The following is a 16,971-nucleotide window of genomic DNA, read 5'->3' as shown; positions in this document are numbered from 1 at the left end:
CACAACCAATGGATCACCGACCCGGGCGCCGACCCCACCTGATCCCGTCGACGTTCCTCGCCACCTGCACCCCGCCACCTGCACCCCGCCACCTGCACCCCGCCACCCGCACCCGCCACCTGCACCCCGCTGCTCGTACCCTGCCGCCGGCGCGCCACTGTCCGCACCCCGCCGGACGGGCCTCTTCGCCGAGCCCCCGGCGCGTCCGCCCTCAGTGCTTGCGTGCCCGGCTGGGCTGGACCCGGGCGGGTTCGCCGGGCATCTTGGGGTGGTCCGGCGGGTAGGGGAGGTCGCCGACACCGTGGTCGCGGGCCTGCCGGGCGGACAGTTCGAGAAGTGGGTCCAGCGAGAACGCGTGGTCGTCCAAGTCCGCGTGCAGATCGCCCAGTTCGGTGAACCGCTCGGGCAGGGTGCGCAGGTCGAAGTCGGTCGGTGCGACCTCGTCCAGCTCCTCCCAGCGCAGTGGGGCCGAGGCGGTGGCCTCCGGCCGGGCGCGCAGGGAGTAGGGCGAGGCGATGGTGCGGTCGCGGGCCATCTGGTTGTAGTCGACGAAGATGCGCTCGCCGCGCTCCTCCTTCCACCAGGCGGTGGTGACCCGGCCGGGCATGCGCCGTTCCAGTTCCCGTCCGAGGGCGATCACTGCATGCCGGCAGTCGGTGAAGGTCCAGCGGGGCTCCACGGGTACGTACACGTGGAGCCCGCGCCCGCCGGAGGTCTTGGGCCAGCCGCGCAGGCCGTGTTCGTCCAGCAGGCCTCGCAGTTCGTGGGCGGCCCGGACGGCGTCGTGGAAGTCGGTGCCGGGCTGCGGGTCGAGGTCGATCCGCAGCTCGTCGGGGTGCTCGGTGTCGGAGCGGCGGACCGGCCACGGGTGGAAGGTCAGGCAGCCCAGGTTCGCTGCCCACAGCACGGCGGCCTGCTCGGTGGGGCAGATCTCGTCCGCCGTGCGTCCGCTGGGAAAGGCGATCCGCGCGGTCGGGAGCCAGTCGGGGACGTTCTTGGGCGCACGCTTCTGGTAGAAGAACTCGCCCTCGATGCCGTCGGGGAAGCGCTGCAGCGTGGTCGGCCGCTCGCGCAGCCCGCGCAGGATTCCGGGCGCGACCGCGAGGTAGTACCGGGCGACGTCCAGCTTGGTGAAGCCACGCGCCGGGTAGTAGACCTTGCCGGGGTTGGAGAGCCGCACCGTCCGGCCGTCCACCTCGAGTTCCACCGCTCCTGCCGTTCCAGCCATGGGCCCACGCTAGGCCGAGCGGGCCCTGCCCGCCGTGTCCGGCACGCGGGCGGGCGACCGGCCCGCCACCATCGGAGCATGGACCTTCCCGTGATGCCTCCGGTCGCGCCGATGCTGGCGAAGGCGGTGGACGAGATCCCGCCCGGCATGCAGTACGAGGCGAAGTGGGACGGCTTCCGGGCGATCGTCTTCCGGGACGGCGAGGACGTCGAGATCGGCAGCCGGACCGCCAAGACGCTCACCCGCTACTTTCCCGAACTGGTCGACGCGTTCCGCACCGAACTGCCCGAACGGTGCGTGCTGGACGGTGAGATCGTGATCGCGCACGACGGTCGGCTGCACTTCGAGGAACTGCTGGAGCGCATCCATCCGGCGGCCAGCCGGGTCCGCACCCTCGCTGGCCGCACGCCCGCCTCCTTCGTCGCCTTCGACCTGCTCGCGCTCGGCTCCGACGCGCTGGCCGAACGGCCCCTCGCCGAGCGGCGGGCCGCCCTGCTCGCGGCGCTCGACCGGGCCCGGCCGCCGATCCACACCGCTCCGGCCACCACCGTCCTCGACCAGGCCCGCAGCTGGTTCTCCCGGTTCGAGGGCGCCGGGCTGGACGGCATCGTCGCCAAGCCGCTGGACCAGCCCTACCGTCCCGGCCAGCGCGCCATGTTCAAGGTGAAGCACCAGCGCACCGCCGACTGCGTCCTGGCCGGCTACCGCGAGCACAAGAGCGGCCCGGTGGTCGGTTCGCTGCTGCTGGGGCTGTACGACTCCGCCGGACAGCTCCAGCACGTCGGCGTGAGTGCCTCCTTCCCGATGGCCCGCCGGGCCCAACTGGTCGAGGAACTGGAGCCGTTGCGGATGACCGACCTCACCGGACACCCCTGGGCCGCCTGGGCCGACGCGGCCGCTCAGGCCTCCTCCCGGCTGCCGGGCGCGGTCAGCCGCTGGACGGGCACCAAGGACCTCTCCTGGGTCCCGCTCCGCCCGGAGCGGGTGTGTGAGGTCGCCTACGACCACATGGAGGGCACCCGCTTCCGTCACACCACCCGGTTCCGCCGCTGGCGCCCCGACCGCGAACCGGCCGACTGCACCTACGACCAACTGGAGGAGCCGGTCTCCTACGACCTGGCGGAACTGCTCGGCCCGTGAGTCCCTGGCCCCGCAGCCCCGCAGCCCCGCAGCCCCGCAGCCCCGCAGCCCCGCAGCCCCGCAGCCCCGCAGCCCCGCGGTCGGCCGGTGGTACGGCAGGCCCCCGGCCCGTACACCCTCGGGTACGGGCCGGGGAGTGCTCAGGACTCGGCCCGGCTCAGCGGAAGGTCTCCGGCCGGGCGACGGTGGCGGGTGACCCGGCGGGCAGCCCGTGCAGGACCCGGGCCCGGATCCGCTCTGCCGCGCGCGGCAGTTGGCCGGCGCCGCCGACCAGCGGCAGCCGGAGGGAGGAGTGGGCCAGGTCGACGGTGACGGTGGGTTTGGTGGACGGCGGGTCGATCAACCCGTTGTCCGTTCCGGCCACGATCAGGGCGAGCCGGTGTCCGGCGGGCACGATGTGGTCGGTACCGGCCAGGTCGAAGGTGATCGAGTACGTCTTTCCCGGGGTCAGGGTGACGCTCTTGTCCAGTCCCGCGTAGTGCCCGAGGTCGGCCCAGCCCCGACTGAAGACCGTGTAGTCCACCTGGGCGGTGTCGGCTGCGGTGTCCAGGAAGCAGGCGCTGTCGCCCGCGGTGCTGTCGCCCCAGCACGAACGGGTGCCCAGGGTGGTGATGCCCTCACCGGAGCCCTGGTAGTTGCGGATGGTCGCCGGTCCGAGGTCGACCAGCACCGCGCTCAGGCGGGCGCTCCTGGTGGACGGCCGCACGGCCAGGGTGATCGAGCCGCCGCCGGACATCCGCAGGTCCCGGGTGAGCGCGCCGGTGGTGAAGGCCGTCTTGTCGGGGGTGCTGAGGTCGACGTCGGCCGCCCAGTCGTTCTCGCCGCGGGACCGGTCGTCGGTGAAGCTCGCGGTGCCGCTGCCGGTGCCGCCGGTGAGCACGCCGGGTCGCAGGCCGAGCGTGCTGGTCACCGTCCCGGGCGCGGGCCAGGACGGGTCCTGGGTCCACTGGTCCGGTGCCCGCTCGACGTCGGCGACGGGACCGTTCTGGATGCCGTTGTCCACGCCCAGCAGGTAGTGGTCGAACCAGTCGTGCAAGGTGTCCACCCAGGCCGCGCGCCGGTAGTCGAAGGGGTCGACGTGGCCGGTCTGGGAGAGCCAGATCTTCCGGTCCACCCCGGTCGCGGCCAGCGCCCTCCACCACTGGGAGAAGTTGATGTCGCGGACGTTCAGGTCCTGCAGGCCGTGCACCACGAAGACGCTGGCACGGACGTTGGCCGCCGAGGCGACGTAGTCGCGCTGCTGCCACATGGCGGTCCAGTTGCCGTTGGACGGCGACCCGGTGGCGAGTCGGCTCTGCACGGCGGAGCAGTTCGAGGTCGCCGACGAGCTCTCCACCTCACCGGCGAGGTCGGCGGGCGTGCCGCTGTAGAGCGGCGCGCCGTCCGACCGGTAGTAGTCGTACCAGGAGCTGATCGCGGAGATCGGGACGATGGTCTTCAGACCCTGCACACCGGTCGCGGCCACCCCGTTGGCGATGGTGCCGTCCCAGGACTTCCCGATCATGCCGACCGAACCGTTCGTCCAGGTCGGCTGGACGGGGCTGCTGCCGGTGCGGGCGCTGTAGCCGGGGGCCCGGCCGTTCAGCCAGTCGACCACCGCCTTGGCGGAGGCGACGTCGGAGGGGCCGCCGACGTCCACGCAGCCGTCGGAGCGGTTGGTGCCGGTGAGGTCGACCAGAACCACGGCGTAGCCGCGCGAGACGAAGTAGTTGTCGTAGAAGAGCGGGAACTGGACCGGGTGGCCCTGTGCGTCGTACGTCTTGAGCTGGGACTCGTTGCCGCGCCCGCAGCAGGAGTAGTACGGGCTCGCGTCCATGATGACCGGGATCTTCAGACCGGCCGCGGCCGGTTCGCTGGGCCGGATGATGTCGGCGGCGACCCGGTCGGTGCGGCCGTCGCCGTCACCGTCCAGGCCGGTGTCGACCCAGACGGTCTCCCGGACGGCGGCGGCGTAGGAGTAGACGGGTTGGCTGGCGCCGTTGCGTACGGTGCCTGCGGTGCTCGCATGCGCGGCGGCGGGGCCGAGCAGCGCCACGGTGAGCGCGGCCAGGAGCGTGGTGATGACGGCGAACGGACGAGATCGACGGATTGTCACAAGGCACGAAGGTAGTTCGGCCCGGCGGCGCTCCAGAAGGGACCTGACAAGCCACGGACAAGATTTTACGAGCGCCAGTCGTTCTGTTGGCGCAGCCGTGGGCCCGGCGGGCCCGCCGCATGGGCCGTACGAGTGGTGCGCGGCGGGCCGCTGGGGAGCGTGGGGCGCAGCTCGGGCAGGATCGTGAAGCCCAGCTGTGGCGGCCCTTAAGAATTCCTCGATGGACCGCACCCCCTCTGACCAGGCAGATTTCACTCTGCCCGGCCCGGCAGGGGTCGTACGCCGGGTTCATCTCGGCCTGTCCCTCCGGCAGGTCCGTTCCATCGTGCGTCAGGAGCCCTTGCCGTGAAGGCACTCGTCAAGCAGAAGGCCGAGCCCGGACTCTGGCTGATGGACGTTCCCATGCCGGAGATCGGTCCGTCCGATGTGCTGATCAAGGTGCTGCGCACCGGTATCTGCGGCACCGACCTGCACATCCGCAAGTGGGACGGCTGGGCCCAGCAGACCATCAGGACCCCGCTGACGCTCGGCCACGAGTTCGTCGGCGAGGTCGCCGAGGTCGGCTCGGCGGTCTCGGACGTCAACGTGGGCGACCTGGTCAGCGGCGAGGGCCACCTGGTGTGCGGCAAGTGCCGCAACTGTCTGGCCGGGCGGCGCCACCTGTGCCGCAACACTGTCGGTCTGGGCGTGGGCCGTGACGGTGCCTTCGCCGAGTACGTCGCACTGCCCGCCTCCAACGTCTGGGTGCACCGGGTGCCGGTGGACCTGGACGTGGCCGCGATCTTCGACCCGTTCGGCAACGCCGTGCACACCGCGCTGTCCTTCCCGCTGGTCGGCGAGGACGTGCTGATCACCGGCGCGGGCCCGATCGGCATCATGGCCGCCGCCGTCGCCAAGCACGCCGGTGCCCGCCACGTGATGATCACCGACGTCTCCCCGTACCGCCTCGACCTGGCCCGCAAGGTCGGCGTCACGCTGGCGCTCGACGTCTCGCAGCACACCATCGAGGAGGGCCAGCAGCAGCTCGGCCTGCGCGAGGGCTTCGACGTGGGCCTGGAGATGTCCGGCCGCCCCGAGGCGATGCAGTCGATGATCGCCAACATGACCCACGGCGGCAGGATCGCCATGCTCGGTCTGCCCGCCGAGGACTTCGCGGTGGACTGGGCGCGGGTCGTCACCTCGATGATCACCATCAAGGGCATCTACGGCCGCGAGATGTTCGAGACCTGGTACGCGATGTCCGTCCTGCTGGAGGGCGGTCTCGACCTCAGCCCGGTGATCACCGGCCGCTACCCCGCCGCCGACTTCGCAGCCGCCTTCGACGAGGCGGCAAGTGGCAACTGTGGCAAGGTCATTCTGGACTGGACCGTCTGAGACCCGACCGCCCTCCCCGTCTGACACCCTGTAGGAGACACCGTGTTCGACAACGTCCGTGAGGACATCGCCGCGACCCTGGACGAGATCCGCGAGGCCGGCCTCTTCAAGCCCGAGCGCGTGATCGGCAGCCCGCAGAGCGCCGCCGTCACCGTCACCGGCGGCGGTCGCCCCGGAGAGGTCCTCAACTTCTGCGCCAACAACTACCTCGGCCTGGCCGACCACCCCGCCGTCGTCGCCGCCGCCAAGGACGCGCTGGACCGCTGGGGCTACGGCATGGCCTCGGTGCGCTTCATCTGCGGCACCCAGGACGTCCACAAGCAGCTGGAGGAGCGGATCTCCGCCTTCCTCGGCCAGGAGGACACCATCCTGTACTCCTCCTGCTTCGACGCCAACGGCGGTGTCTTCGAGACCCTGCTCGACGAGCGCGACGCCGTCATCTCCGACGCGCTCAACCACGCGAGCATCATCGACGGCATCCGGCTGTCGAAGGCCCGCCGCCACCGCTACGCCAACCGCGACATGGCCGAGCTGGAGGCGCAGCTCAAGGCCACCCAGGACGCCCGCCGCCGCCTGATCGTCACCGACGGCGTGTTCTCGATGGACGGCTACATCGCCCCGCTGCGCGAGATCTGCGACCTCGCCGACCGTTACGGCGCGATGGTGATGGTCGACGACTCGCACGCGGTCGGCTTCGTCGGCCCCGGCGGCCGCGGCACCCCCGAACTGCACGGCGTGATGGACCGGGTGGACATCATCACCGGCACCCTCGGCAAGGCCCTCGGCGGCGCCTCCGGTGGCTACGTCGCCGCGCGCAGCGAGATCGTCGCGCTGCTGCGCCAGCGCTCGCGGCCGTACCTGTTCTCCAACTCGCTCGCCCCGGTGATCGCCGCCGCCTCGCTGACCGTGCTCGACCTGCTGGAGAAGTCCGGCGACCTGCGCGAGCGGCTGGCCGCGAACACCCAGCTGTTCCGGACGAAGATGACCGAGGCGGGCTTCGAGATCCTGCCCGGCGAGCACGCCATCGCCCCGGTGATGATCGGCGACGCCGCCAAGGCCGGCCGGCTGGCCGAACTGCTGCTGGAGCGTGGCGTGTACGTGATCGGGTTCTCCTACCCGGTCGTGCCGCACGGCCAGGCCCGGATCCGGGTCCAGCTCTCGGCCGCCCACTCCACCGAGGACGTCGAGCGCGCCGTCGCGGCCTTCATCGACGCCCGCGCGGCCCTCGGCGAGTAACCGCCGAGCAGCACCCTTCGGGGCGGCGGGGAACCACGCGACCGGGCAGCCGCAGCTGTCCGGCGGTTCCCCGCCGCCCTCCCCGTTGCCCGGCCCGGCTGCGTCCGGTCGGCGAAGGCGCCCGGTGCCCTGGCAGGGGGGCCGGGCAGCTCCCCGGGAACTCGGGGAGCTGCGCGGTACCCGGAGGGCGGCGGCGGAGCCGGGCCCTCCGCACTGGCAGAATGGCCGAGTGATCGACGCACGACGGCTGCGGACCCTGCGGGCCGTGGCCGACCACCGCACCGTGACGGCCGCAGCTGCCGCGCTCTACCTCACCCCGTCCGCGGTCTCCCAGCAGCTCGCCGCGCTCGAACAGGAGACCGGACACCACCTGCTGGCCCGCGACGGCCGGGGCGTCCGGCTCACTGCCGCCGGGGAGATCCTGCTCGGGCACGCCGACGCGGTGCTGGCCCAGCTCGAACGCGCCGAGGCCGACCTCGCGGCCTACAGCGCGGGGGCGGCCGGTGAGGTCACGGTGGCGGCGTTCGCGACCGGGATCGCGCTGGTCCTCGCGCCGGCGATCACCGCGCTCGCCGAGGCCGCGCCCGGCGTACGGATCAAGGTGCTGGACGCCGAGGGCGACGCCAGTCTGCCGATGCTGCTGGACGGGCTGGCGGACATCGCCGTCGCGGTCGAGTACCGGGGCGCGCCGCGCGCCGACGACCGGAGGCTCACCAGGGTGCCGCTCTACGCCGAGCCCTTCGAAGCGGTGCTCCCGCTCGGCCACCCGCTGGCGTCCGAACCGGGCCCGGTGGCCGTCGCCGACCTCGCCACCGAGCCGTGGATCGGCCCCTACCCCGGCAACCCCTGCCACGACGTGGTCCTGCTGGCCTGCGAGCACGCGGGCTTCCAGCCCCGGCTGGTGCACTCCTCGGACGACTTCCGCGCCGTCGTGGCGCTCGCCTCGGCGGGTGCGGGCGTGGCACTGGTCCCGCGCTCCGCGCTGCGCGGGGTGGACCTTTCCCGGGTCGCGGTGCGTCAGGTGGACAGCGCGCTCGCCACCCGCAAGGTCTTCGCCGCCGTGCGCAGCGGTGCCGAGCAGCACCCGCTGATCCGGCCGGTCCTGACGGCACTGACGACGGCGGCTCAGGGCATGTCGGCGGCGTGAACCGGCCGTCGGATCGGTCCGGAGGAGCCTCGGACGGCCTGTGCGGGGCCCGTGGCCGCTCCTACGGATCCTGCCGGGTGCGCGGCGGGGGCCGTGTCCGTGACAGCGGCCCTAGCTGTCGGTGACTTCGACGCCCCGCCAGAAGGCCACCCGCCCGGCGACCTGCGCCGCGGCCGGGCTCGGATCGGCGTAGTACCAGGCGGCGTCCGGGTTCTCGGCGCCCGCCACCCGGATCGTGTAGTAGGAGGCGACGCCCTTCCACGGGCACACCGTGGTGGTGGGGGAGGGGGCCAGCAGCTCCGCCCGGACCGAGTCGATCGGGAAGTAGTGGTTGCCCTCGACGACCGTGGTCCGTGAGCTCTCGGCGACGATCTCGCCGTTCCAGCGCGCAATGGTCATAGGGGCATTGTGCCCTGCCCCGCAGCCGACCGGACCCCGACCGCCTGCCGGTCCTCGGACGATGGTGCCCGCTGCTGGCCCCGGCGTGCGGACGCCCACCGGGGCACGGTCCGCGCGGTCTCCTCGACACCATCCGCCGTGCCGATCGCACCGGCATCCCCTGACGCGCCCTCCCGCCGGGACCCGAGCCCGCGACCCGCGGGTCCGTGGTCGGCGAGGAGCCGACGGACGGCCGGCGGGGCGCGGGCAGGTTCGACGGTGCTGGGGTCGCCGGTGATCGGCGGCGGTGCGGCGCAGTCCGTTCACCGGGTGCGGGCCGGTCGGTGCGGGCCGGTCGGGGTGGGGCGGTCACACGGAGACGGTGGCCTCGGAGGTGGAGCTGCCCCGGCGGAGCGTGGCCAGGGTCCGGTCGAGGGCGAGTGCGCCGGGCCCGGTGAAGACCAGGAGCAGGAAGGACCAGCAGTACATCGCGGAGGGCTCGCCGTGGTTCTGCAGCGGCAGCAGCGCGTCCGCCTGGTGCTCCACGAAGTACGCGTAGGCCATCGAACCCGAGGAGACCAGGGCCGCGGTGCGTGTGAACAGGCCGCACATCACGAGGAGCCCGCCGACCAGTTGTATGACGGCCGCGTACCAGTACGGCCAGGTGCCGGCGGCGACCGTGGTGCCGGTGCCCATCGAGCCACCGAAGAAGCCGAACAGAGAGGAGGCGCCGTGACAGGCGAAGAGGAAACCGATGACGATCCGGAAGAGGCCCAGCACGTACGGCCTGGCCCTGTCGATGGGCTCGGTGAGAGACATGCGTTCGGTCGTTCCTTCGCTAGAGGACGGGACTGGAGACGCCAAAGATTAGGTAAGCCTCCTCATACTTGTAAATGCATGTGCCCCGAGAATCGCTTACGAACCTGGCTGCACGGCACCGCTCGGCCCGAATCGACTGACGATCGATCAGACAAGCCCCACTGCTGCGACATGACTGTCAGTCAGGCAACTCTTCGGTCTCGTCGGACCGGCCTCACCTGTTCCGGGATCTCCCCCTGGTCCGTGCCACATGCTGCTCTCGGGCCCCATCCGGCGCTGCTTCCTCCGGGCTCACATGTCCCAGCCCCCAGGTGTCCAACCGCGGGGTGGAACTTCGGGCGCGGCCTTCCCGGGTGCGTGGTTTCCGGGTCGAGGCCGGGGCGTTCGCGCGTTCCGGCAGGGGGCGCCGACCGGGGCTCGGCTGCGGGCGGCGGCCGGCGCATAAGGTGGGGCCGGCGATGATCGTTCACTTGACAGGAGACCCCGTGAGTCAGTCCGCTGCCGTTGATGCCTTGCTTCCTGTTGGTGTGATCGGCCTGGGGGATATCGCACAGAAGGCGTACCTGCCGGTCCTCACCGCGCTGCCCGGTCTCGACCTGCGGTTGATGACCCGTGACCGGGCCAAGCTGGACCGTCTCGGAGGTGCCTACCGGATCGGCCCCGAGCACCGCTTCACCGATCTGGGCGAGCTGATCGGCAGCGGCATCCGGGCCGCCTTCGTGCACGCCACCACCGACCAGCACGTCCCCATCGTCGAGCAGCTGCTCACCGCCGGCGTGGACGTCTACGTCGACAAGCCGCTCGACCACCACCTGGACGGTGCCCGGCGGCTGGTGGACCTCGCCGAGCGGACCGGCCGTTCGCTGATGGTCGGCTTCAACCGGCGCCACGCGCCCGGCTACCTGCTGGCCAAGGAGCGTCCCCGCGACCTGATCGTGCTGCAGAAGAACCGCGAGGGACTGCCGGAGGCCGCCCGCACACTGGTCTTCGACGACTTCATCCACGTCGTGGACACGCTCCGCTTCCTGATCCCCGGCGAGATCGAGCACTTCGACGTCCGCTCGCGCACCCGGGACGGCCTGCTGGAGCACCTCGTGCTGACGCTCTCCGGCGACGGCTTCACCGCGCTCGGCATCATGAACCGGGTCAGCGGCTCCACCGAGGAGATCCTGGAGGTCTCCGGCAGCGACTCCAAGCGCGCGGTGCTCAACCTCGCCGAGGTGATCGACCACAAGGGCCAGCCGACGGTCCGTCGTCGCGGTGACTGGGTGTCGGTGGCCCGGCAGCGCGGGATCGAGCAGGTCGTCCTGGCCTTCCTGGAGGACATCCGCGCGGGCAGGACCGTCTCGGCCCGCGACGCGCTGCGCACCCATGAGCTGTGCGAGCGGATCGTCGCCGAGGTGGCGGCCCAGGCGGGCTGACCGCGCACCCGCGCCGAACGACGGGAACCGGTGCCACCCGATGGGGCGGCACCGGTTCCGACTCGGTGTCAGGACGGTTATGTTCAGCCGGTGTTGGAGCAGGCGCTGCCGAGGGCCGGATTGAGCAGGCCGACCACACTCACGGTGTTCCCGCAGATGTTGAGCGGGATGTGGATCGGGATCTGGATGAGGTTGCCGGAGAGCACACCCGGCGAGTTGGTGGCCACGCCGCTGGCGTTGGCCGAGGCGGAGGCCGCCCCGGCCGAGCCGAGTACGAGCGCACCGGCTGCCCCGGCAAGCACGAGGGCCCTGCGGATGTCCTTCACGGTCTTCTCCGTTTCTGAGGGGATGGTGCCTGGTCGTGCGGGAACCGCCGGCACCGGCTGGTGCCGGGCACAGTCCCGCAGGAAAGTGTTGGCAGCGCCCGGTCCGGCGAACCGTAGGCACACCGACCATTCACCCGGCCGAGTGACCGTACGCCCGCGTAATCGGCCATCGGAACCACCGCGCCCCGGGTGCGTCGCCACCGGGCCGTCCGTGGGCCCTCCGCCTGCCCGCGCCGCCGCGTTCAGGCCGTCTGCCGGGCCGACCACTCGGGGTCGGGGTCGATCGGTTGGAGCACCTCGATCAGGACGCCCTCCGGGCTCCACACGTTGAACCGCCGCTGCCCCCACGGTTCGTCGCGGAGGGGGACCGCGATCTCCACACCCGCTGCGCGCAGCCGGGCCTGGGCCGCCGTGGCGTCCTCGACCACGAAGGCCAGGCAGACTCCGGCGGTCGGCTGGGCGCGGAAGTCCTCGGGCATCGAGGGGTGGCCGCGCTCGACGAAGTCGATGATGTGGGCCGGGTGCTCGTCGTGGTGCAGGCTGACGTACCAGCCGAAGTCGACGACCGGCTTGAAGCCGAAGTGGTCGATGTAGAAGCGGCTGCTGGCGACGGTGTCGTCGGTGAGCAGGGCCAGGCCGAGTCCGCTGAATCGCATGGGTGTCCCCCCTGGGTGTCGCAGTCCGTCCCTCGGCCGCGAACAACTCCAGTTGTAGTACATTGTCTGTAGTGGTTGCAAGCATCCCGCGGAGGAGGGTTCCTCTCGGGGCTGAGGAAGGGGAGCGGATGGTGCAGAACCCGGCGCGGCGCACGGCCCTGGTCGATGCGGCGGTGGAGGTCCTGGCGCGGGACGGTGCACGCGGGTTGACCTTCCGTGCGGTGGACGCCGAGGCGGGCGTGCCGAAGGGCACGGCCTCCAACTACTTCGCCAACCGGGACGACCTGATCCGGCAGACCGGCCGCCGGATCCACGAGCGGATCGCCCCCGACCCGGCGGAGGTGGAGCAGGTGATGCGGGCGGCGCCGTCCCGCGCGTTGGTCGCCGAGCTGATGGCCTGGGTCAACCGCCGGGTCACCGCCGAGCGCACCGGCTACCTCGCCATGCTCGAACTCCGCCTCGAAGCCACCCGCCGGCCCGAGCTCCAGGCGGAACTCACCGCCACCGTACGGGAGACGATGGAGGCCGACGCCCGCTTCCACCTCGACTCCGGGCTGCCCGGCGACCGGACCGCGGTGCAACTGCTCCAGCTGGCCATGACCGGCCTGATGCTGGAACAGCTCACCCTCCCCGGCGTCGTCCCCGCCGAGCACACGGCCGCCCTGATCGCCGCCCTGGTGGACCGGGTGACGGCGGACCAGGCGAAGCCGTCCGCGCCGACCCCTTGAACTCCGCTGTCCCGGAAGCGGGTTCGGCCGGCAGTCGCAGGCCGACGGCCGATCGGCTCAGGGCGGGGGGTCCGGTCGGTGGTCCGGCGGGAGGTCTGGGGAGGTCCGGTCGGTGGGTCAGGTCGGTGGGTCAGGTCGGGGATCCTCGTCCGGGCCGGTGGGTGAGTACGGCTGTGGAGATCGACTGGGCGTTCGGGCATCGGTGGCAGGACGCGGCGGGGGAGTGGCTGCTGACGGTCGGGTGCGGGTGGGCCGGGGAGTGGGTGCTGCGGGCCGGATCGCCGTGCTGGCGGGAGGCGCTGCCCTTCCACGATGCCGTGCAGGTGCGGGAGTTCGCGGATGCGCCGGAATTGCAGGCCGAGTCGCAGGACCGGGAGGTGCGCTCGGACGGGCGCAGTTCGGGGCGGGTGGCGAGGTAGGCGGACGCGAGCAGGAGCAGCCCGGTCGTGGCCGACAGGAGGACCCGGTAGTCCACCACGGCGACCAGTGCGGCCCCGACGGCGATCGCGACCGTCTGCGGCACGGAGCGGACGAGTCCGAGGGCCGCGTCGGTCCTGCCCATCAGTGCGGGTGGGGTCCGGCGCTGGAAGAGCGTCATGATGCCGACCGTGATCCACGGCAGGCTGCAGCCGACCAGTGCGGAGCCCGCGAGAGTGGCGAGGGTCCACGGAGTGGCGAGCAGGAGGAACCCCGCTGCTGCGACGGCCAGCCCCAGGGCGGCCAGCCGTCCTTCGCCGACCCGCCGGATCAGCGCCGAGGTCGCCCACCCGGCAGCGATGGCGCCGACGCCCTGCGCCGTGACCAGTGCGCCCAGGAAGCCGGCCGGGCGGTGCAGCCCCCGGTCGACGACCGCGAACAGCGCGGTCTCGGAGAAGCCGAACGCGATCATCGCCACCCCGCCGGCCACCGTCAGCTGCCGCAGCGCGGCGGTGCGCCGGATGTGCCGGGCGCCCGCGACGGCCTCGGCGAGCGGGTGCTGCCCGGCCGGTTCGGGCCGCTCCTCGCGCACCCGCAGGGCGAGCAAGGCGGCGACGGCGACCAGGAAGGTCACCGCGTCGCCGACGATCACCGGGGTCGCCCCGAAGGCCGTGAGCAGACCCGCGCCGAACAGGGGTGTCACCAGGCGCATGCCCTCGCGCAGGGTCTGCAGTGCGCTGTTCGCCGCACCGAGCAGCTGGTCCGGCACGACGGTCTGGAGCAGTGCGGTCTGGGCCGGGCCGAGGAGCGCGGCCGACAGTCCGTATCCGAACATGACGGTGTAGACCAGCCAGAGCTGCCCCTGGTCGCGGACCAGCAGGAGCAGCAATACCAGGGCCGCAGTGGCGAGGTTGACGGCGATCAGCAGCGGACGGCGGCGCACCCGGTCGGCGAGCATGCCGCCGAGCGGGCCGCCCAGGGTGCCGAGCGCGAACGCGAAGAAGGACAGGCCGGCCGCGGAGGCGCTGCCGGTGAGCATCTTGATCCAGACGCCGAGGGCGAGCCAGAGGGCGCTGTCGCCGAACGACGACAGCGTCTGGCCGAAGAGGTGGAGCCGCGCGTTCCGGTCGGCCAGCAGGACCCGCACCGCTCAGCCCTCCGGATCGGTCGCGTCGAGCGGGTAGGTGAACAGCAGCAGTTCGACCGGCAGGCTGTCGGCCGGCCGCAGGGCCGGGTCCACCAGTCGGTTCCGGTAGCGGTCGAGGAGTCGGGCCAGGTCGGCCGCGAGTTCCTCGGCCTCGTCGGGGGTCATGTGGGCGACGTTCTGGTAGCCGCCGGTGACCTGCCGCCAGGCGCCTTCGAACCCGGCCCGGCGGGCGTTCACCGCGCCGGCACGGCCGAGCCAGGTGTCCCACAGCAACCCGGCCAGGGCCTCGGCGGCGTGCGAGGTCTCCGCGTCCTCGTGCGTGTTGTCGACGGAGAAGCCGATGTGCTTGAGCCGCCAGGGACGGCGGCGTCCCGGTGCGCCGCCGGCCTCCTCGACGAAGCCGTACTTGGCCAGGGTGCGCAGGTGGAAGGCGCAGTTCGTGGGTGACTCGCCGGTCAGCTCGGCGGCCTCCGTCGCGGTGAGCGGCTCGCGCTTGGCGAGGGCCTCCAGCAGCGCGATGCGGGTCGGGTGTGCCAGTGCGCGCATGGCGCGCGGATCGCTGAGTCGCCGTAGCGGGCGCTCGGTGTCGCCACTCTCGGTGGCTGGCCGGGAATCCTCGAAAGACATGTTTCGAGAGATTACGCTCGAACGGCCCGGCCCGACAAGAGCCTGTTGTCCGAAGGAGGCTGAGCGACCGTCACGGGCCGGGGGTCGATGCCGGGCGTGGTCCAGTCCACTCGTTGACACGGCGTCCGGTGGTGTCGATAGTGGGTCGATCACAGTGGCCTCGAAGAGGAGGAGCCGGTGCCCTCACCCTCGGCAGCGGACTTTGCGGCGGCTGCCCGGGCCGCCATCGCCCGGGTCGGCGAGCAGCAGGCGCAGGGGGTGGTGCGGGCGGCCGGGATGATCGCGGACGCGCTGGCGGCGGACGGGATCGTGCAGGCGTTCGGTACGGGTCACTCCGAGGCGTTCGCGATGGAACTCGCCGGGCGCGCGGGCGGGTTGGTGCCCAGCAACCGGATCGCGCTGCGTGACGTGGTGCTCTACGGCGGCCGTCCGGTCGAGGTCCTGGACGGCCCGGGACTGGAGCGCGGCACCGAGTCCGCCGCCCTGCTGTACCGGCTCGCGGCCCCGCACCCGGCGGACGTCTTCGTGCTCGCCTCCAACTCCGGTGTCAACGGCTGCGTGGTCGAACTCGCCCGGCTGGCCAAGGAGAACGGGCACGGCCTGATCGCCGTCGTCTCCGCCGAGCACACCGCCGCGGTCGAGCCCGGGCATCCGTCCGGCCTGCGCCTGGGGGACGTCGCCGACGTGGTGCTGGACAACGGTGCACCGTTCGGGGACGCCGTCCTGCCGATGCGCGACGGCGGCCGGGCCTGCGGGATCTCCTCGATCACGGCTGCGCTGCTCGCCCAGCAGGTGGTCGCCGAGGTGGTCCGGCGGATCGAGGAGTCCGGGGCCACCCCACCGGTCTACCTGTCCGCCAACGTTCCCGGCGGCGACGAGCACAACCGGGCCCTGGAGGCCCGGTACGCCGGGCGGATCCGGCGCACCGCGTGACCGGGGCCCGGGGCCGTCCCAGGCCCTCCTCGGCCGGCTCGGGCCGCCCCCGGCCGGGGCGTGATCGACCTGCGGTGGGGTAGGACGGCGGCATGACTACACCGTTGGTCCTGGGGCTGGACGTCGGAGGCACCGCCACCCGGGTGGTGGTCGCGGATCTGCAGGGCCGCGTGGTCGGCACGGCACGCGGCGACGGCGGAAACCCCGTCGCGCACGGCGCGGCCACGGCCGCCCGCAGCATCGCCGCCACCCTCGACTCGGCGTTGACCGGGGTGGACCCGGGCCGGGTGGCGGCCGGGGTGCTGGGGCTGGCCGGCGGACTGGTGGCCGCGGGCGGGCTGACGGAGATCTGGTCGGCCTCCGGTCTGACCGTGGAGCCCCGGCCGGCCAGCGACGTGGAACTGGCCTTCGCGGCCGGCACCAGCAGCCCGGCCGGCTCGGTCCTGATCAGCGGGACGGGCGCGGTCGCGGGGGAGTGCCGTGACTTCACCCCGGTCCGTCTCGCGGACGGGCACGGCTGGCTGCTCGGCGACCGGGGATCCGGCTACTGGCTCGGTCATGCCGCCGTACGGCTGACACTCGCCGGCATCGACCGGCGGGTGCAGCCGACCGGTCTGATGCAGAGCGTGGTCGAGGAGCTGCTGGGTGCGGGCGTGGCCGGCGATCTGCGGTCCGGGCTGATCGCCGCCGTGCACTCGGACACTCCGGTACGGCTGGCGCGGCTCGCACCGCTGGTGCTGAGCGCCGCCGAGGCGGGTGAGCCCGAGGCGAGGGGCCTGGTGGCGGAGGCGGCGGACCACCTGCTGGCGAGCCTGGGCACGGTCCGGGCGGCGGACTCGGACGATCCGGTGGTGCTGGCGGGCGGGGTGCTCTCGGCCGGATCGCCGCTGGCCTCGGCGGTGCACCGGCGGATCGCCGACCGGTGGCCGAGGGCCGGGCTCGCCTTCGCGGGCAACGCGGCCGGGGCCGCCGCCTGGCTGGCGGCCCGCTCGCTCGGGGCTCCCGGACTGGACGGCCTGCACCGGCGGTTCGTCGGTTAGAGCTCGTCTTCGGCCCCCGGCCGGCCCGGCAGGCGGGAGTCCGAGGACGGACCCGAGGGCCGGCCCGGTCGGCCTCGCGGGGCGTGGACTCCGGGAGCGCGGGTGGCCGCGCGAAACGGCCGGGGCCCGGGGGGGGGGGGCCCCCGGCCCCGCCCGAACGCGGGGGCCCCCGGGGGTGGGGGGGTGTGTTTTTAAAAAAATAAGCAGCCCACGGAAATTAAATTTTTTGTTTGTGATTTAAAAAAAAATAGCAGGCCGA

Annotated in this window: 16 protein-coding genes; 8 read left to right on the top strand and 8 right to left on the bottom strand. The window is 72.6% G+C overall.

The genetic code is table 11. From position 1 onward, the window contains the following. Positions 1 to 211: 211 nt before the first annotated feature. Entirely contained in the window at positions 212 to 1,228 is a 1,017-nt protein-coding gene (ligD, locus tag ACFC1R_RS05015) for a non-homologous end-joining DNA ligase (protein WP_375932831.1), read from the bottom strand. 78 nt (positions 1,229 to 1,306) lie between these two features. Between ligD and ACFC1R_RS05010 the strand changes: the two genes are divergently transcribed. Beyond that, a complete protein-coding gene (locus tag ACFC1R_RS05010) occupies positions 1,307 to 2,368 on the top strand; it encodes an ATP-dependent DNA ligase (protein ID WP_375932828.1) in 1,062 nt (353 codons plus the stop codon). 157 nt (positions 2,369 to 2,525) lie between these two features. Here ACFC1R_RS05010 and ACFC1R_RS05005 read toward each other — a convergent pair whose 3' ends face one another. Next, positions 2,526 to 4,463: a Xaa-Pro dipeptidyl-peptidase gene (locus ACFC1R_RS05005; RefSeq protein WP_375932825.1), complete on the bottom strand. Its 1,938-nt coding sequence runs from the start codon at positions 4,461 to 4,463 to the stop codon at positions 2,526 to 2,528. 345 nt (positions 4,464 to 4,808) lie between these two features. On the opposite strand from ACFC1R_RS05005, the gene tdh reads away from it, so the two are divergent. The 3 genes from tdh to ACFC1R_RS04990 all read left to right on the top strand — a co-directional run bounded on the left by tdh (position 4,809) and on the right by ACFC1R_RS04990 (position 8,220). Further along, positions 4,809 to 5,837 carry an L-threonine 3-dehydrogenase gene (tdh, locus tag ACFC1R_RS05000; protein WP_375932823.1) on the top strand — a complete coding sequence of 343 codons (1,029 nt, stop codon included), beginning with the start codon at positions 4,809 to 4,811 and terminating at the stop codon, positions 5,835 to 5,837. Positions 5,838 to 5,879: 42 nt separating this feature from the next. After that, entirely contained in the window at positions 5,880 to 7,073 is a 1,194-nt protein-coding gene (locus tag ACFC1R_RS04995) for a glycine C-acetyltransferase (RefSeq protein ID WP_375932820.1), read from the top strand. A 229-nt stretch (positions 7,074 to 7,302) separates the two neighbouring features. Beyond that, a complete protein-coding gene (locus ACFC1R_RS04990; RefSeq protein WP_375932817.1) occupies positions 7,303 to 8,220 on the top strand; it encodes a LysR family transcriptional regulator in 918 nt (305 codons plus the stop codon). A gap of 111 nt (positions 8,221 to 8,331) precedes the next feature. Here the strand turns inward: ACFC1R_RS04990 and ACFC1R_RS04985 are convergent, their stop codons facing one another. Beyond that, positions 8,332 to 8,619, bottom strand: coding sequence for a DUF427 domain-containing protein (locus ACFC1R_RS04985; protein WP_375932814.1), 288 nt, complete (start codon positions 8,617 to 8,619; stop codon positions 8,332 to 8,334). 348 nt (positions 8,620 to 8,967) lie between these two features. After that, positions 8,968 to 9,417: a DoxX family protein gene (locus ACFC1R_RS04980; protein ID WP_375932811.1), complete on the bottom strand. Its 450-nt coding sequence runs from the start codon at positions 9,415 to 9,417 to the stop codon at positions 8,968 to 8,970. A 485-nt stretch (positions 9,418 to 9,902) separates the two neighbouring features. Between ACFC1R_RS04980 and ACFC1R_RS04975 the strand changes: the two genes are divergently transcribed. Continuing rightward, a complete protein-coding gene (locus tag ACFC1R_RS04975; protein ID WP_375932808.1) occupies positions 9,903 to 10,838 on the top strand; it encodes a Gfo/Idh/MocA family protein in 936 nt (311 codons plus the stop codon). Positions 10,839 to 10,921: 83 nt separating this feature from the next. Here the strand turns inward: ACFC1R_RS04975 and ACFC1R_RS04970 are convergent, their stop codons facing one another. Beyond that, positions 10,922 to 11,155: a chaplin gene (locus tag ACFC1R_RS04970; RefSeq protein ID WP_375932878.1), complete on the bottom strand. Its 234-nt coding sequence runs from the start codon at positions 11,153 to 11,155 to the stop codon at positions 10,922 to 10,924. A 251-nt stretch (positions 11,156 to 11,406) separates the two neighbouring features. Further along, positions 11,407 to 11,820, bottom strand: a complete 414-nt coding sequence (locus ACFC1R_RS04965; RefSeq protein ID WP_375932806.1) for a VOC family protein — start codon at positions 11,818 to 11,820, stop codon at positions 11,407 to 11,409. Between the two features lie 128 nt (positions 11,821 to 11,948). On the opposite strand from ACFC1R_RS04965, the gene ACFC1R_RS04960 reads away from it, so the two are divergent. Further along, on the top strand, positions 11,949 to 12,548 hold the full coding sequence (locus ACFC1R_RS04960; RefSeq protein ID WP_375932803.1) for a TetR/AcrR family transcriptional regulator: 600 nt from the start codon (positions 11,949 to 11,951) through the stop codon (positions 12,546 to 12,548). 130 nt (positions 12,549 to 12,678) lie between these two features. Here ACFC1R_RS04960 and ACFC1R_RS04955 read toward each other — a convergent pair whose 3' ends face one another. Together ACFC1R_RS04955 and ACFC1R_RS04950 are read right to left on the bottom strand one after the other, a co-directional pair. After that, positions 12,679 to 14,112: an MFS transporter gene (locus ACFC1R_RS04955; protein WP_375932799.1), complete on the bottom strand. Its 1,434-nt coding sequence runs from the start codon at positions 14,110 to 14,112 to the stop codon at positions 12,679 to 12,681. Positions 14,113 to 14,115: 3 nt separating this feature from the next. Further along, positions 14,116 to 14,739 (bottom strand): helix-turn-helix domain-containing protein, encoded by a 624-nt coding sequence (locus tag ACFC1R_RS04950; RefSeq protein ID WP_375932796.1) that lies wholly within the window; start codon positions 14,737 to 14,739, stop codon positions 14,116 to 14,118. A gap of 177 nt (positions 14,740 to 14,916) precedes the next feature. Here ACFC1R_RS04950 and ACFC1R_RS04945 point away from each other — a divergent pair, with 177 nt between their 5' ends. Together ACFC1R_RS04945 and ACFC1R_RS04940 are read left to right on the top strand one after the other, a co-directional pair. After that, positions 14,917 to 15,672: a sugar isomerase domain-containing protein gene (locus ACFC1R_RS04945; protein WP_375932793.1), complete on the top strand. Its 756-nt coding sequence runs from the start codon at positions 14,917 to 14,919 to the stop codon at positions 15,670 to 15,672. 92 nt (positions 15,673 to 15,764) lie between these two features. Beyond that, positions 15,765 to 16,712, top strand: a complete 948-nt coding sequence (locus tag ACFC1R_RS04940; protein WP_375932790.1) for an N-acetylglucosamine kinase — start codon at positions 15,765 to 15,767, stop codon at positions 16,710 to 16,712. Positions 16,713 to 16,971: the final 259 nt, after the last annotated feature.

It is taken from the genome of Kitasatospora sp. NPDC056138 (assembly GCF_042264695.1).
Lineage (GTDB): Bacteria > Actinomycetota > Actinomycetes > Streptomycetales > Streptomycetaceae > Kitasatospora.
The sequence above is the reverse complement of the archived record's forward strand: the minus strand, read 5'-3'. Positions and strand labels throughout refer to the sequence as shown.